We start from the raw sequence: 15939 nt of genomic DNA, 5'->3' as shown, positions 1-15939 counted from the left end.
GCGCATTCCATCGGGGCTGCGATATGAAGCGTGCAGGGCTGGGCAGGGTAATGGGCGTGGTGCTGGCGCTGGCCGCACTGCCGGCAACCGCGGCAGCGACCGTGCAGCAGTTCAGCCACGGGCGGTTCGAACAGATTCCGGTGCATATGCCGGCCGGTACCCCGCAGCGGGTGGTGATCTGGTTCCACGAACCGACTCCCGGTGGCGATACCAGCCGTCTGCCGATCGAGGCCCTGCGTGCCGACGGTGCGATGGTCGCCGCCGTGGACATCGCGCACCTGCGCGGCGTGCTCAAGCGCGAAGGCAACCCGACCTGTTCGTTCGGTTCCGGCGATGTCGAGAATTTCTCGCGCTGGCTGCAGGCCTCGCTGCATCTGCCCGGGTACCACCTGCCGCTGGTCGGCGGCGATGGCGAAGGCGCTGAAATGGCCTATGCGCTGGCTGCGCAGGCCGATACGCAGGTGTTCGCCGGCCTGCTCACCACTGGTTTCTGCCCGGACCACAACCACGAGCGCATGGTCTGCGGCGATGGCGTGAAGCGCAACACGCTGCAACCCGCCGAACTGAACTTCCCGTGGTTGAGTGCAGCCGGTGATCACGGCTGCAAGGCGGGCGAGGCCAGCGGTTTCGTGCAGCAGGTGGCGATGGCGCGCGAGTTCAAGCGCACGGCGCGTGGTGATGCCTCACCGGGCCTGGTGGCTGCAGCGCGGGTGATGGGTGCGCAGGCAGGCGTCAGCCTGGCACCGCCGCCGGCCGCGCTGAAGGGCCTGCCGGTGGTGGAAGTACCGGCGACCGGCAACGGCGACACGCTGGCCGTGTTCGTCTCCGGTGATGGTGGCTGGGCCGGCCTGGACAAGGACGTGGCGTCGTCGCTCAACGAGCACGGCGTGGCCGTGGTCGGCATCGACTCGCTGCGCTACTTCTGGAGCGAGCGCACGCCGAAGGGCTTCGCTGCTGACCTGCAGAAGATCATCGATCACTACCGCCAGCAGTGGCACCGCGACAAGGTGATGCTGATCGGTTTCTCGCAGGGGGCCGACGTGCTGCCGGCGACCATCAACCAGCTCGATGCCGATACCCGTGCAGCGCTGGATCGCATCGTGCTGCTGTCGGTAGGCAAGAAGGCCGACTTCGAGTTCCACGTCAGCAACTGGCTGGGCGGCGGCGGCGACGGCCTGCCGATCGCGCCGGAAGTGGCCAGACTGCCGGCGGAGAAAACGCTGTGCGTGTACGGCGACAAGGATGAGGACGCACTGTGCCCGGACCTGCCGGCCAATGACGGTGTGAAGAAGGTGAAGCTGCCGGGTGACCACCATTTCGGTGGTGACTATGATCGGCTGGCCGAGGTGATCCTCAAGGGCGGTATGTAGCGCTTGGTAGACGCCGACCTTGGTCGGCGCTGGGGCTGAGGGCGCCTTGGGATGAGCGTGTCGACCAAGGTCGACACCTACCGGGCGACAGGTGGCGCCGGGTATGCCTGGTGGTGCGGGGCTTCAGTTGCGCCGCGGGTCCAGCGAGATCAGGCGCGTGGCATCCAGCAGTGCGGCCGGCAGGTGCATGCCGCCCGGCGCAGCGAGATAGCGTGGCCGCCACTGCGGGTCGAACTTCGACTTGAAGCGGCGCAGGCCACTGAAGCCGTAGAAGCGTTCGCCATGCCGCGCCAGCAGGCCGGCCAGGCGGTTCCAGCGGCCGGCCAGGCGATGCTGTACCAGCCCGGACAGTGGCGCCATGCCCAGCGAGAAGCGTGCATAGCCCTGCGCGCGGCCCCACAGGAACAGTTCGATGAAGAGGAAGTCCATCGTCCCCTTCGGCGCCTCGTTGACGTGGCGCATCAGGTCCACCGACAGCTCGGCACCGGCCGGCGCCTGCCACAGGTTGGCGAACGCCACGATCTGGCCTTCGGCCTCCACCAGTGCCACCGGGAACCGCACCAGGTAATCCGGGTCGTAGCTGCCGAGCGAAAAGCCCTTTTCGTCGCCGGCCTTGTCTTCCAGCCACGCGTTGGAGATCGCGTGCAGGCGCGGCAGCAGGCTGGGAATTTCCTCCACCGGTGCCACACGGAAGGACAGGCCGCCGCGCTTGCCCCGGTTCCAGGCCTGGCGCAGGTCCGCACGTTCGCGGCCTTCCAGGCCGAAATCGTGCAGCGGCACCATCGCTTCTTCGCCCAGCTTGACCAGGCCCAGGCCCAGGTCGAGGTAGGTCTGCCAGTAGGACTCGCCGACCTGGTAGAACACCGGGCGCAGGCCGAGCCGGTCGGCTTCCTCGCGGAAGCGCCAGATCAATGCGCGGGCGACCTCCGGCGGGCCGACCGGATCGCCCATCGCGATCAGCGAACCGCCGTAGCGCTGCATCATCACGAAGCCCTGTTTCGCCTCGTCGCGCAGCACCGCCTTGTCGGCGGTCAGCACCAGGCAGGCCTGGGTATCGGTGGCACCGGCCAGTACCGGCGCCAGTGATTGCAGCGTGGCCTCGTCGGCGGCTGGCAGCGGGCTGCGCGTGCTGTGCAGCAGCCGCGCCAGGCCGAACATCACCAGCGCGATCGCCACGACCAGCAACGCGCGCAGCGCGCGTGGTGCGTTGCCGGATATCGCAAACTGCCACCACAGCTCGTTCTGGTACTCGACATGGCTGTAGGTGAAGAACAGCAGCCAGGTGACCGCGACCAGCACCAGGCCGAGGTTGCGCAGCCATGGCCATGACCAGGCTTCGTCCAGCAGCGCGCCCTGGCGGTAGAACTCGCGACGTGCGGCCCACAGTGCCATCGCCACCAGCACTGCCGAGACGGCGATCAACAGTTGGCCACCCCGCAGCCACAGCGGCAGCGGGGTGATCACGCACACCGCCATCGCCAGCACCCACGCGGCGTGGCTGCGCCGGGCCAGGCCCTGGCCGATCAGCAGCAGTGCGACGCCGCTGAGGCTGCCGATCAGGTGCGAGGTCTCCAGGATCGGCAGCGAGGCATTGACCAGGTGACGGCGTGGCGTCGGCAGCGTGCCGTCGATGACCAGTGCGGCGCCGATGCTGAACACCGCCAGCGCGATGATCTGCGGCAGCCACGGGCGCAGCGCGTTCCAGCCCGCACGGGTTGCCCCGGCGCTGGCCTGCAGTGGCTGACGCAGGGCGGGCGCGAGCGCGAGCAGGGTGGCCAGCACCAGCGGCAGCACGTAGTAGGTGACGCGGTAGATCAGCGCCGCTGCCAGCACCGCCGCCGGTGCCACCTGCGGTAACAGCTTCAGCAGGCTCCACTCGAACACGCCAAGGCCGGCGGGCACGGTCGAGACCAGGCCGGCCAGCACGGCCACCAGGTACAGGCCGACGAAGCCGGGCAGTCCGGTCGGCGTGGAGTCCGGCAGCAGCACGTAGAACGCGGCACTGGCCAGCACCAGTTCGATCACGCTCAGCACGGTGACGCCGATCATGGTACGGCGGTCGGGCAGCCACAACGCATGGCCGAACACGCTGAACTGCCGTCCATCGCGGCCGACCAGCAGCACGGTGCCGAGATATGCGAGCAGGGCGACGATGCCGACGATGCGCACGGCATCGGGATTCAATGGCAATGCCAACGCTGCCGCTGCAGGTTCCATGCACAGTGCCACGCTGATCAGCAGCCATGCCCCGAACACGAAACCGAGCGTGCTCATCAGCACCACCTGGCCGATCTGCGCCAGGTCCAGGCCGGCGCTGCGGTAGCCACGCAGGCGCACCGCGCCGCCGGTCAACGCGGCAAAGCCCACGGTCTGGCCCAGCGTGTGCGCAAGGAACGCGGTGATGCCGACTCGCGCAGGGTGCACGCGGATGCCGCTGCGACGCAGGCCGATGGCATCGAAGCCGATCAGGCAGGCGTAACTGGCCAGGCCGAGTACCACGGTGAGCGCGATCTGCATGCCACTGAGCTGGCGGAACGCCTGGCGGATGGCCCGGTAGCCGTGCTCGTCGAACTCGTTGGCCAGGCCGTGCAGGGCCAGGGCGAGGATCAGCAGCGGGATGACGATGGTGGCAACCCGCTTCCAGGCTGGCGTGGAAGGGGCAGTGGTGGAATCGACGGGGACGGTCATCGGCGCAAGGGTGCGGCAGGAGGGGCGAGGGCGGTGTCAACGCGGGCGTGGCGCATCGTGCGCCTGTCATCGTCATTTGACCAGTGGGACCGTCGGAGCCCGGTAGTGACGTGTCGCGGAAGGTGCCCGTGCACCCACCGTCGACCGGATTGGAGGACAATGCAGGCCTGATCACCCGCAGGAGCCACGCCCATGATGGAGCGTTACGACGTCGGACCGCGCATGTCCGAAATGACCGTGTACAACAAGGTCGCCTACCTCTCCGGCCAGATTCCGGAAGACACCAGCCAGGACATCACCGGGCAGACCCGGCAGGTGCTGGCGGAGATCGACAAGCTGCTGGCACTGGTCGCCAGTGATCGCCAGCACGTGCTGCGCGCGGAAGTGTTCCTGGCCGATATCGCCGACTTCGACGGCATGAACAAGGCGTGGGACGAGTGGGTGGTCGAGGGCGCGACCCCGGCCCGCGCAACCTTCGAAGCCAAGCTGGCCCACGCCGAGTGGAAGGTCGAGATCGTGGTGACGGCGGCCGTGCCGTAACTGCGGGATGGGGTCGGATCCCTTTCCCGCGGAAAGGGATCCGACCCCTGTTACAGGGGCAGCAACTCGATGCAGTCCACCGGGCACGGCGGAATGCACAGTTCGCAACCGGTGCACAGATCGGCAATGACCGTGTGCATGTACTTGGCGCCGCCGACGATGGCGTCCACCGGGCAGGCCTGGATGCACTTGGTGCAGCCGATGCAGTCGGCTTCCACGATCAGCGCCACCTGCGGCACCTTGTGTTCGCCACGCGAACGATCAAACGGAATGGCAGGCACGCCCAGTACCTGCGCCAGCGCGCGCGCGCCGGCATCGCCGCCCGGCGGGCAGCGGTCCACGCCCACCTCGCCGCGCGCCATCGCCTGCGCATACGGGCGGCAGCCGTCGTAGCCGCACTGCCCGCATTGGGTCTGCGGCAGCAGGCGGTCGAGGCGTTCGGTCAGGGGCGGTATCAGGCTCATGCGTGGCGAAGGCTGCGCGTCGGGGTTACTTCAGGGGTTTGCCACGGAACCAGCGCTCGTGGGCCAGCGCCAGCATCGGCTTGTCTTCGGAACTGTCACCGTAGGCATGGATACGCACGTAGCGGGACAGATCGAACTGGCGACGGATGTGCTCGACCTTGCGCGGGCCGCAGTCGCCACCGGCATAGCGACCGGTCAGGCGGCCGTCCTGGCTTTCCAGCCGGTTGCAGATCAACTGAAGGCCCAGCTGCTCGCACCATGGCCGCAGGTACAGGTCCAGCGAGCCGGACACGATCACCACGGTATGCTGCTGTTCCCTGTGCCAGCGGATCTGCTCCAGCATTTCCGGGCGCACCACCTCGGGCAGGAACTCACGCGAGAAGCCTGCGGCCAGCGTGGCGATGTCATCGCTGTGGCGGTTGCTGAAGGTCAGACGGGTGACGCGTGCACGGATGCGTTCGGCCGAGATCAGTTTCAGCTTGTATGCGGCCAGCCACGGGCCGACCTTCCACCACGCCTGCGCCAGCTGTTCGGCGGTGGCCACGCGGCGCAGGAAACGGCCATAGGTATCGCAGGTGGTCACGGTGTGGTCGAAGTCGAACAGCGCCAGTTCCATTCCATTGCTTCCCATCGCGTTGCCTCCGCTGGCCGATGCTGCCGGCAGGCGCGGCGGTGGCCGCGCCCGCTGCAGGCATCAGCGGACCGGCATGCCCGGCTGCGCGCCGCTGTCGGCGTCCAGCAGCGCCAGCGCGCCACCGTCGAAACCGGCCGACAGGATCATGCCTTCGCTCAGGCCGAAGCGCATCTTGCGCGGGGCCAGGTTGGCGATGAACACCACGCTGCGACCGACCAGGGCTTCCGGCTCGCCGTAGCTGCCACGGATGCCGGAGAAGATCTGGCGCTTGCCCAGTTCGCCGGCATCCAGTTCGAAGCGCAGCAGCTTGTCCGAACCTTCCACGAACTCGCACACCAGCACCTTGCCGATGCGCAGGTCGAGCTTGGCGAAATCGTCGATGCCGATATAGGCCGGAGCATCGGCGCTCTTCGCGCCGTCCTTGGCCGGGGCCGGTGTGGCCGGCTTGGCGGCGTCGGTCGTGGCGGCGGGGGCGGCGGCAGCGGCCGGCTGCAGGGTGTCCTTGGAGGCGTCGATCATGGCGTCAATCTTCTTCGGGTCGATACGGGTGAACAGCGGGGTGTAGTCGGTGATGCGGTGGCCCAGCAGCGGCTGTGCCAGTTCGGTCCAGTCATTGACCGGCGCGGCCAGGAAGGCCTCGGCCTGCGCGGCGGTGGCCGGCAGCACCGGCTTCAGTGCGGTGACCAGCACGCGGAACAGGTTCAGGCCCTGGCTGCACACGGCCTGCAGCTGCGCGTCGGCGCCTTCCTGCTTGGCGATGACCCACGGCTTGACGTCGTCGATGTAGCGGTTGGCTTCGTCGGCCAGGGTCATGGTCAGGCGGATCGCCGCAGCCGGGTCGTTGCGCTCGTAGGCTTCACGGATCGGCGCCAGGCCGTCGACGAAGCGCTGGTACTGCGCCGCGTCGGGCAGCTGCGCGGCCAGCTGGCCGTCGAAGCGCTTGCTGATGAAGCCGGCGCAGCGGCTGGCCAGGTTGACGAACTTGCCGACCAGGTCGGCGTTGACGCGGGCGATGAAATCACCCAGGTTCAGGTCAAGATCGTCGACGCCACCGCCGGACTTGGCGGCGTAGTAGTAGCGCAGCGCTTCCGGCTCCAGGCCGGCATCAAGGAAGGTACGCGCCATCACGAAGGTGCCGCGCGACTTGCTCATCTTGGCACCGTCCACGGTGAGGTAGCCGTTGACGTGCAGGCGGGTCGGCGCGCGGTGGCCGGTACCGTGCAGCACCGCCGGCCAGAACAGGCCGTGGAAGTTGACGATGTCCTTGCCGATGAAGTGGTGCAGTTCGGTGGCGGTGCCGGCGCGCAGGTGCGCTTCGAAGTCCTCGCCGAGCTTGCCGCACAGGGTCTGGAAGCTGGACAGGTAGCCGATCGGTGCATCCAGCCAGACATAGAAGTACTTGCCCGGCTGGCCGGGAATCTGGAAACCGAAGTATGGCGCATCGCGCGAGATGTCCCACGCGCGCAGGCCACCTTCGGCGTTGAGCCACTCACCCAGCTTGGCCTTCACGCCCGGCAGGGCGACATCGCCGGCCAGCCATTCGCGCAGGAATGCATCGAAGTGGCCCACCTCGAAGAAGAAGTGCTCCGAATCGCGCATTTCCGGCGTGGCGCCGGAGATGACCGAACGCGGCTCCTTCAGGTCGGTCGGTGCATAGGTCGCGCCGCAGACTTCGCAGTTGTCGCCGTACTGGTCGGGGCTGCCGCAGTTCGGGCAGATGCCCTTGACGTAGCGGTCGGGCAGGAACATGCCCTTGGCCGGGTCGTAGAACTGGGCGACCGAACGGCGGCTGATGTGGCCGGCCGCTTCCAGCTTCAGGTAGAACTGCTCGGTCAGTGCCTTGTTGGCCGCCGAGTTGGTCGAGTCGTAGTGGTCGAAGGCCACGCCGAAGGCGGCGAAGTCACGTTCGTGGCTGGCCTGGATGTTGGCGATGAAGGTTTCCGGGGTGACCCCGGCCTTTTCCGCGGCCAGCATGATCGGCGTGCCGTGGGTGTCGTCGGCGCAGACGAACCAGGCCTTGCCGCCGCTCATTCGCCGCGCACGCACCCAGATGTCGGCCTGGATGTAGCCGACCAGGTGGCCCAGGTGCAGCGGGCCGTTGGCGTAGGGCAGGGCGGTGGTGACGAGCGCGGTACGGGTCATGGTCGCGGGGTGAAGCCGAGGGGAACCGCAGAGTATCGCATGCCCGCAACGACGTGACCCGGCCGGGGCCGGGTCACGGGGATGAAGCGGGGGCCGGGGCGCTTATTCGCGCTGCCAGGTCTGGGCGCGGCAGATGAAGGCGATGCAGCCGGACACGTCCAGCCTGGTGCCACCCGGCTGCAGCTCCATCTTCGACTTGTAGGTCTTGCCGTTGGCCGGGTCGAGGATGGTGCCGCCGGACCACTTGTTGGCGCCATCGGCCTTCAGGTTCCAGAGGATGGTCATGCCCTTCACCGGCTTGTTCCTGTTGGCGCCTTCACAGCCATCGCAGACCGGGTTCGGGCCCTTGTCCGAGTGCAGGATGTCGACCACCTTGCCGGTCAGGGTGCCGTTGGCGGCTTGGCTGATCTCGACGATCGACTTCACCTTGCCGGTCTTGTCGTCGATGGTCTTCCAGCGGCCGGCGGCGCCGTCGGCGGCCTGGGCCGACAGAGCGGCCAGGCACAGCGGCAGTGCCAGCAGCAGGGTCTTGAAGGTGTTGCGCATGGTCCCCTCCCAGGGTTCATTCCGGCACGGTGCCGGCATGGGTCGACTGTATACCCATTCGGCGGGGTATGGGGAAGGGGGGCTTTGCAGGGCTGCGCCCTGCACCTGCAGAGGCAGCCGCAACAGCCGGAGCAACAGCAAAAGCGGACTTGCTGAGGGATGGCGGGGCACTGTGGGTTTGCGGGGCCGCCGTAAACCCGTCCCTGGGGGCTTGGTCACCGCATCCATGCGGCTCACACCCCGCAAACCCACAATGCCCCGCCTTCGACAGTTTCCGGCGATCTGCCGGTGCTGGTGCGGTTGGTGGGTGTCGACCTTGGTCGACACAGATCCATGCCATGCGTGGATGACGTTTCCGGTGGCGGCGATGGGGTAAGATCCCTTTTCCGTCGGAAAAGGGATCTGACCCCCGGGGACGTCAACCGACTTCGTACAACTCCAGCGGAAGGTCGTCGGGGTCGGCGAAGAAGGTGAAGCGGCGTCCGGTGTACTCGTCCACGCGGATCGGTTCGCAGGCGACACCATGCGCGGCCAGGCGCTGGATGAAGGGTTCCAGTGCAGTCACCCGGAACGCGAGGTGGCGCAGGCCCTGGGCTTCCGGGCGGCTGGGACGGGGCGGCGGCGAGGGGAAGGAGAACAGTTCCAGCTGGCCGCCGTCGGGCAGGGCCAGGTCCAGCTTCCAGGAGTCGCGCGCGGCGCGGTGGTTCTCGGCCAGCACGCGCAGGCCGAGGATGCGCACGTAGAAGTCTTTTGAACGTGCGTAGTCGCTGCAGATCAGTGCGGCGTGGTGGATGCCCAGCAGGGCACCGGAATCGGCGGTCATTGCAGGGTGTCCAGCCAGCGCTGGGCGATCTTCAGCGCCAGCGGATAGGGTTCGGGGTCGTTGCGGTTGGTCAGAACGATCACGGTCAGGTGTTTTTCCGGGTGGCGCACGATCACGTTGCGGAAGCCGATGCTCTCGCCGCTGTGCCATTGCACGGGGCCATTCAGCCGCCAGCCGAACCCGTAGTGCGGTACATCCGGTTCGGGCGTCGATGTGGCGGGGCTGAACATCGCGCGGCGCAAGGCCTTCGACAGCAGGCGGTCGTCGTACAGCGCCGCATCCCAGCGGGCCAGGTCGTCCAGCGAGGAATAGATGCCGCCATCGCCGAGCACGGCGCTGGTGGTGCTCTGGTCGGTGCGCTGCCAACGGCCATCGATCCAGCTGTAGCCATAGGCGCGTGCGGCGATGGTATCGATGCCGTCCTGATGGGCCACGGTGTGGGCCATGCCCAGCGGGCGGAAGATGCGCTGTTGCAGGAAGGCTGCGAAATCCTGGCCGGAGGCGCGGCCGATGATCAGTGCCAGCAGCGCATAGCCGCTGTTGCTGTAGTGGTACTGCGTGCCGGGCGCGAAGTTCAGCCGGTCCTGGCGCGACAGCAGGGTCAGCACATCGGCGTCATGCACCTGCCGAGCATCAGCCGGGTCCATCAGGTCTTCGTAGTCGGGCAGGCCACCGGTATGCGAGAGCAGCTGGCGGATGGTGATGGCGGCCGCAGCCGGGGGCAGTTCGGGCAGCCATTGCCGGGCAGGTTGGTCCAGCCCGAGCCGGCCATCTTCCACCAGCAGCAACACCGCCGCAGCGGTGAACTGCTTGCTGACCGAGGCCAGCCGGAAGTTGCTGGCCGCGGTGACCGCCGTGCCGTCCTCCACCACCGCCAGGCCATAGCCGCGCCGGAATACCGGTTTGCCGTCATGCAGCACCAGTACGGCGGCGCCGGGCACCTGGCCGTCGTAGGCCTGCATCAGGCCGTCGATGCCCGCATCCGGTGGGGCCAGCACCGGTGCGGCAACGGTGGCCAGCGGCAGCAGGCCCAGCACGGCGGCGAACAGGGCGACGGCAGGACGCATGGCGGCTCCGGAAGGCTCAGAGTGACGGGGCGGGCGTGGCGCTGGCCGGCTGGGCCATCCAGCGTTCCATCTTGCTGTCCAGCACGTCCAGCGGCATCGAGCCGTCCTTCAGCAGTTCGGCGTGGAAGCGGCGCAGGTCGAAGGCGGCGCCCTGGCGCGCCCTGGCCTTGTCGCGCAGGGCGACAATGGTGGTCAGGCCGGCCACGTTCGACAGTGCCTGGCCAGGCTGGGCCATGACCCGCTCGACTTCGGCGTTGGCATCGTCGCTGCTCATGTCCACGGTCTTCTGCAGGTAGGTGACAGCCTGCTGCTTGCTCCAGCCCTGGGCATTCACGCCGGTATCGGCCACCACGCGGGCGGCGCGCAGCAGGCGCGAGTACAGGTAGCCGATGCGGTCGTAGGGATCGGTGTAGATGCCCAGGTCCTCGCCCAGCGTTTCGGCGTACAGGCCCCAGCCTTCGACGAAGGCGAGATCGCCACCGAGGCGGCGGAAGCGCGGCAGCTTGGCCAGCTCCTGCTGCAGGCCCAGCTGCACGTGGTGGCCGGGGATCGCTTCATGCAGGTACTGCACCGGCACGTTCCAGCGCTTGCGGCCGGGCAGGTCGCGGGTGTTCACGTACAGCACCGCGGATTGCCCGGGCAGTGCCGGCTGGTAGGCAGCGGCAGCGGCGGTGAGCGCACGCTCCGGTTCCACCGCGCGTACGTCCAGCGGCGCCTTGGGCAAGGTATCCAGCACCTGCGGCAGGCGTGCGTTGACCTGCTGCTGCACCTGGCGGTAACGGTTGATCAGCGCATTGGCATCGCCGTACTGGAACTGGCGGTCGTTGCGCATGCTGCGCAGCAGCTTGGTGGGGGTGCCGCGCAGCTTGGCATCCTTCATCACCGTGGCGATCTGCGCCTGCAGTTCCTGCACGCGTTGTTCGCCCAGCGCGTGCAGCTGCGCGGCGGTCTGGTCGCTGGCGGTGGTCTGCACGATCAGGCTGGCGTACCAGGCCTGGCCATCGGGCAGTGCGCCCAGGCCGCTGCTGGCGCGCGTGGCCGGCAGGTATTCGGTGGCGATGAAGCCGCGCAGGGCGCGATAGGCCGGCATGATGCGCAGTTCGATCATGCGCTTGTACTCGGCGCTGATGCGCGCCTTGTCCTCGGCCGGGATGGTGTTGGGCATGGTGCGGATCGGCGACCAGAAGATGCTCTCTTCGGCGGTCGGCTTGATCACCGCATCCAGTTGCGGCAGCACTTTTTCCATCAGGTCGCGCGGCTGTACCACGCCGGCCTTCATGCCTTGGCGCATGTTGTCGATGGCCTGGTCGAACAGTTCGGGAATGCCCAGCGAACGGCGCGACCAGGTGTCGTAGTCCTGCACGGTGTTGAATGGCTGCGCGCCGGCACCGGCACCGAGGATCGCCATGATGCTGCCGATGTTGTAGTACTGGCTGATCGGCATCATCCAGCTCGGGTAGCGCTCGGCGGCCAGCGAGGCGCGTGCGTCGCGCACGAAGATCTCGTAGCTGAGCAGGTCCTGGCCCTGCAGGCCATCACTGCCGAGCTTCTCGACCTTGCCCAGCCATTGCGTGGTGAAGTCGTGCGACTGCTGGCGCCAGGCGGCGGACAGGATGTTGGGCAGCTGGTCGTTGTAGCGGGATTCGCCCTGGAAGGTGGCCTGCAGCGGGTTCAACCGCATCGAGGCATCCCAGTACTCGTCGTACAGGCGCTCCAGCTGTACCTGCTTGGGTACGGCACGGGCCGGCGCGACCGGACGCGGCGCGGCGCGGCGTGCCGAGCTGCCACGCGCCGGTGCGGTGGCGCGGGCGGGCCTGGCCTTGGGCTTGGCAGCCTGGCGGGTCTGCGCGGCGGCAGGGCGGCTGGCCTTCTTTTTCGCTGCTTCGGCCGACGGCACGGCACTGAACAGGAACAACGCGGCGATGGCGGCGGCCAGGGCGCGGGTGGGATGCGGCATCAGGAGCTTCCGTGGAACACAGACCGTGGAGCTTGCACGATCCGGCCGCGTACGGCCAGCGTGAAGGCGCAGTCAGCTTGCCGCCGCTGGGGCTTCAGTCAGCCGCCGCCGCCGCGCGCAGCGCAGCGGCCCTGTCTGCGCCCAGATAGCGGGTGATCGCACGCCGCATCAGGTACAGCAGCGGAATCAGGGCAATTGCAAAGCCCATCTTGTAGATGTAGTTGACGCTGCTGACGGCCAGGAACAGCGAGGTCGGCCAGTGCTGCGGGCCGAGCACGAAGGCGATCCAGATCACCACGAAGCTGTCCACCACCTGCGAGATCGCGGTGGACCCGGTCGCACGCAGCCACACGTGGCGCTCGCCGGTGGCCTGGCGGATGCGATGGAACACCGCCACGTCGATCAGCTGGCCGAGCAGGAAGGCCACCAGTGAACCGGCGATGGTCCACATGCCCTGGCCGAACACCGCTGCGAATGCGGCCTGGTAGTCCGGCACGCCGTGCCCGTCCATGGAGGTGATCCACCAGCTGGCCGGCGCCAGCGAGATCGCCGCGAAGGCGAACAGGAAGCCATAGGCGATCAGGACCACGGCCAGCCACGAGATGAAGCGCACGCCGCGCTTGCCGAAGAACTCGTTGATGGTGTCGGTCATGATGAACACCACCGGCCATAGCAGGGTGCCGGCGGTGAAGCTGAGCGAACCAGTCTGGCCGAACAGGTTCCAGTTCAGCGGATCGATGCCGAGGGTGTCTTCCAGCGCGAAGATCTTCACTCCGATCAGTTCGGCCAGCACCGCATTGCCGCAGAAGAACGCAGCCAGCACGATGAACAGCAGGACCGCGCGGTCCTGCAACGGGCGCTCGATCGGCGCCGCGGTCATTCGCTGCGATCGCCGGGGCGATCGCCGGCGCGCGTGAACGGAACGCTGGACGGCGCGACGGCGCCGCCGGAAATGATGAAGCTCATGGCCTGGTCGACGGTCCAGTCGGTCGGGGTCAGCAGTTCCACCGGCACGATTTCCAGGTAACCCGAAGTCGGGTTCGGCGTGGTTGGCACGTACACCGCGGCCAGTTCACGGTCGGTGCCGTGTTCCTTGATCACGCGGGTGACCAGCCCGACCGACTTCATGTCGCGGTGCGGGAAGTCGATCAGCACCACGCGCTGGGTGCTGCCCGGTTCGGTCTGCAGCATGTCCAGCAGCTTCTTGGCGCTGTCGTAGATGATGCTGGCCAGCGGAATGCGCTTGATGACCGCGCCGACCCAGCGCAGCAGGCGCTGGCCCAGCACGCGGCGGCTGGCCACGCCCACCGCCAGGATCACCAGCAGGGTGGCCAGCAGAGCGATGGTGTTCTGGATCCACTCGGCCCGCACCCAGCCAAGGTAGTGCGGGAAGCTTGTCGCGATCTGCTCGGAAAGTGGCACCACCAACGGGCTGGAAATGCCCGACAGCAGCACGAACACGAACTTGACCACGACCCAGGTCAGCCAGATCGGCAGCAGGGTCAGCAGGCCGGTCAGGAACAGGCGCTGCAGGGAGGGGCGGGGGACCAGGGCGGGGGCTTCGAGCGACATGTGCGCATTGTAGCGGTCACGGCCGCTCGATTACGCTGGGGAATCGACTGCGGCAACGGCACATGGAAGGGAAGCTGTGTTGAAGATTCTGCGCGGACTGGGTTGGACCTTGGCAGGCCTTCTGGTGCTGGCCATCGTGGTGTGGTGCGCCTCGCGCATGTGGCCGGTGCCGGAATCGCGGCGACAGGCCCAGCAGCGCCTGCAGGCCCGCCTGCCCGTCCACGGCCACAACGGTTTTGCGCTGCTGTGGACGCTCGCGTTCGACGATCTGGACGCGCGCCAGCGCGAACAGGCCCTGGCCCGCGACGTGCAGCGTTGGGAGGCCGATCCGCGCGGCAATGGCGGCGCCGGACCGCAGCTGGCGGAGGACCATGACGCGCTGCGATCACGACCGGCGGCCAGCTGCGGGCCGACCGCCAGTGACTGCCTGGGCCAGGTGCGCGCCGACCCGCAGCGCTTCGTCGATGCCCACGCTGGCCACCAGCAGCTGCATGCGCGCCTGGACCAGCTGGCCGATGCGGACCACTTCGTGTCGCCATTCCGGCCCAAGGGCGACGGCATCCTGGTGCCGATGCCGACCTATGGCCTGATGATCGATGCCACCAGCGCACGCGCGCTGGCCTATGTGCAGGGCGATATCGACGGTGCGCTGCGTGGCAGTTGCAGGGGGCTTCAGCTGGGCCGGCGGCTGGTGACGGGCGGCAGTTACCTGGTGGAGAGCATCATCGGTGCCAGCCTGGTGCAGGCCAATGCCCAACTGCTGGCCGACATGCTGGTCGAACTGCCGGCCGACCATCCGTTGCCAGCGGAATGCGATCAGGCAATGCAGCCGATGCTGGCCGCCGAACAGAGCCTGTGCCGTGCGATGCAGGGTGAGTACGCGATGAGCCGGGCTGCGATCGAAACCTCGGCGCAGGAATTCGGCGGGGTGCTGGTCCTGGATCGCAGCAGCACCCTGGCGCGCGCGGCGGGCAATCTGGGCTGGGCCTGCGGCGCGGCGGCGATGGCGGCGCTGGAAGCGGATCGCCCGCTGCCGGTGCCGGCACCGCCGCAGCATGACTTTGGCTGCCTGTCGAACATCCTGGGGTGCGTGTTGACCGATATTGCCCGCCCGGTCTATCCGGCCTATTCGTCACGGACCCAGGATGCCGCCGCGATGGTGCGGCTGATCGGCGCGCAGCGCTGGCTGCGGCAGCAGGCGCAGGATCCGGTGGATGCGCTGCAGCGCCTGCCTGCGCAGTTCCGCTCGCCGGTGCGGGCACCGCAGCTGTCGGCCGATGGCCGCCGTCTGCAGGTGCCGCGGCGTTCACCGTCGCGCAGCACCGACGAGAGCCCATGGCTGTCGGTGCCGCTGGTGATGGAGAACGCCCCGGCCGCTGCTGCGCGCGACTGAGCAGCGTCTCAGTCGCTGCCCGCCAGCGGATCGAATGCCCAGCCATCACCAATGGTCTGCAGCGTCCAGCGGCGGCGGCTGTGCAGGGCCTCCCAGTGCACGCTGTCCTTGTCGTCCTCGATGCTGCCTTCGCTCCGCTTTACCCTGCCGGTGGAGAAGTTCACGCTCACCGACTCGGTCTGCCCGGAATTGCGCATCACCGAATTCTGGTCGTAGCCGATCAGCGCAAAGGCATCGTCCTGCCAACGGAAGGTAAAGGCGGTCGTGCCCATTGACCAGCTGCCCGCGCTGGCGAATGAAAACAGTGCGACCTTCAGGGTGCCCCGCTGGATGCTGACGCCGCCGTCTTCGAGCGGGTCGCTCATCACCGGATTGTCCGGGCGTGGTATCAGCTGGTGGTCCTGCACCGCCAGCACATAGCCTGACGGGCGCGACCACGCCACGGCGAGAATGCGCGGGTTGCTGTCGTACGGCGAGGGACCCAAGCCATCGTGCTCGATGACGTTGCGTGCCGCCTGCTGACGCAGCACCAGCGCCAGGTCCGCGCGGCCATCCTGGTCGAGATCGCCTTCGACACTCGATTCAAGTGCCCAGCCCTGCGGGACGAAGCCGGCGGCATTGGCCGCCTGGGCCGGCAGCGTCGGATATTGCACCGGTGGCAGGTCGAGGGCGTGGGCGGTGAAGGACAGCAGGGTCAGCAGTGTGGCAAGCGCATACGGGCGCATCGGAGCCTCCATGGCAGG

Annotated in this window: 14 protein-coding genes; 3 read left to right on the top strand and 11 right to left on the bottom strand. The window is 67.9% G+C overall.

What is annotated here, in order from left to right; all coding sequences use genetic code 11:
* Window positions 1-23 precede the first annotated feature (23 nt).
* A complete protein-coding gene (locus AC5P98_RS14325) occupies window positions 24-1370 on the top strand; it encodes a virulence factor family protein (RefSeq protein ID WP_049407879.1) in 1347 nt (448 codons plus the stop codon).
* A gap of 123 nt (window positions 1371-1493) precedes the next feature.
* On the opposite strand, the gene mprF is transcribed toward AC5P98_RS14325, so the two are convergent.
* Window positions 1494-4058, bottom strand: a complete 2565-nt coding sequence (gene mprF, locus AC5P98_RS14320; RefSeq protein WP_049407881.1) for a bifunctional lysylphosphatidylglycerol flippase/synthetase MprF — start codon at window positions 4056-4058, stop codon at window positions 1494-1496.
* Window positions 4059-4250: 192 nt separating this feature from the next.
* Between mprF and AC5P98_RS14315 the strand changes: the two genes are divergently transcribed.
* On the top strand, window positions 4251-4598 hold the full coding sequence (locus tag AC5P98_RS14315) for a RidA family protein (RefSeq protein WP_005418155.1): 348 nt from the start codon (window positions 4251-4253) through the stop codon (window positions 4596-4598).
* 50 nt (window positions 4599-4648) lie between these two features.
* Here AC5P98_RS14315 and rnfB read toward each other — a convergent pair whose 3' ends face one another.
* The 9 genes from rnfB to AC5P98_RS14270 form a co-directional block, all read right to left on the bottom strand.
* Window positions 4649-5062 (bottom strand): Rnf electron transport complex subunit RnfB, encoded by a 414-nt coding sequence (gene rnfB / locus AC5P98_RS14310; RefSeq protein ID WP_014647962.1) that lies wholly within the window; start codon window positions 5060-5062, stop codon window positions 4649-4651.
* Window positions 5063-5087: 25 nt separating this feature from the next.
* Window positions 5088-5678, bottom strand: coding sequence for an HAD family hydrolase (locus tag AC5P98_RS14305; RefSeq protein ID WP_032958670.1), 591 nt, complete (start codon window positions 5676-5678; stop codon window positions 5088-5090).
* Between the two features lie 78 nt (window positions 5679-5756).
* Window positions 5757-7838 carry a methionine--tRNA ligase gene (gene metG, locus AC5P98_RS14300; protein ID WP_049407883.1) on the bottom strand — a complete coding sequence of 694 codons (2082 nt, stop codon included), beginning with the start codon at window positions 7836-7838 and terminating at the stop codon, window positions 5757-5759.
* A 102-nt stretch (window positions 7839-7940) separates the two neighbouring features.
* Window positions 7941-8384, bottom strand: coding sequence for a DUF2147 domain-containing protein (locus AC5P98_RS14295; RefSeq protein ID WP_032958676.1), 444 nt, complete (start codon window positions 8382-8384; stop codon window positions 7941-7943).
* A 418-nt stretch (window positions 8385-8802) separates the two neighbouring features.
* On the bottom strand, window positions 8803-9207 hold the full coding sequence (gene gloA2, locus AC5P98_RS14290) for an SMU1112c/YaeR family gloxylase I-like metalloprotein (protein ID WP_049404668.1): 405 nt from the start codon (window positions 9205-9207) through the stop codon (window positions 8803-8805).
* Window positions 9204-10274, bottom strand: a complete 1071-nt coding sequence (locus AC5P98_RS14285; RefSeq protein ID WP_049404666.1) for a serine hydrolase domain-containing protein — start codon at window positions 10272-10274, stop codon at window positions 9204-9206. Before AC5P98_RS14285 ends, gloA2 begins: the two co-directional genes overlap by 4 nt.
* Before the next feature lie 16 nt (window positions 10275-10290).
* A complete protein-coding gene (locus AC5P98_RS14280) occupies window positions 10291-12231 on the bottom strand; it encodes a DUF885 domain-containing protein (RefSeq protein ID WP_495230071.1) in 1941 nt (646 codons plus the stop codon).
* A gap of 94 nt (window positions 12232-12325) precedes the next feature.
* Window positions 12326-13111 (bottom strand): queuosine precursor transporter, encoded by a 786-nt coding sequence (locus AC5P98_RS14275; RefSeq protein ID WP_032958685.1) that lies wholly within the window; start codon window positions 13109-13111, stop codon window positions 12326-12328.
* On the bottom strand, window positions 13108-13803 hold the full coding sequence (locus AC5P98_RS14270; RefSeq protein ID WP_049404662.1) for a DUF502 domain-containing protein: 696 nt from the start codon (window positions 13801-13803) through the stop codon (window positions 13108-13110). The genes AC5P98_RS14275 and AC5P98_RS14270 overlap by 4 nt, the downstream gene beginning before the upstream one ends.
* A gap of 76 nt (window positions 13804-13879) precedes the next feature.
* Between AC5P98_RS14270 and AC5P98_RS14265 the strand changes: the two genes are divergently transcribed.
* Entirely contained in the window at window positions 13880-15196 is a 1317-nt protein-coding gene (locus AC5P98_RS14265) for a hypothetical protein (protein WP_049419039.1), read from the top strand.
* An 8-nt stretch (window positions 15197-15204) separates the two neighbouring features.
* On the opposite strand, the gene AC5P98_RS14260 is transcribed toward AC5P98_RS14265, so the two are convergent.
* The gene (locus AC5P98_RS14260) at window positions 15205-15921 is read right to left on the bottom strand and encodes a hypothetical protein (protein ID WP_495230070.1); all 717 of its coding nucleotides are present in this window, start codon (window positions 15919-15921) and stop codon (window positions 15205-15207) included.
* Window positions 15922-15939 lie beyond the last annotated feature (18 nt).

The organism is Stenotrophomonas sp. YJH_SMC_135, from assembly GCF_059372355.1.
This window is presented reverse-complemented; position numbering and strand designations above follow the sequence as displayed.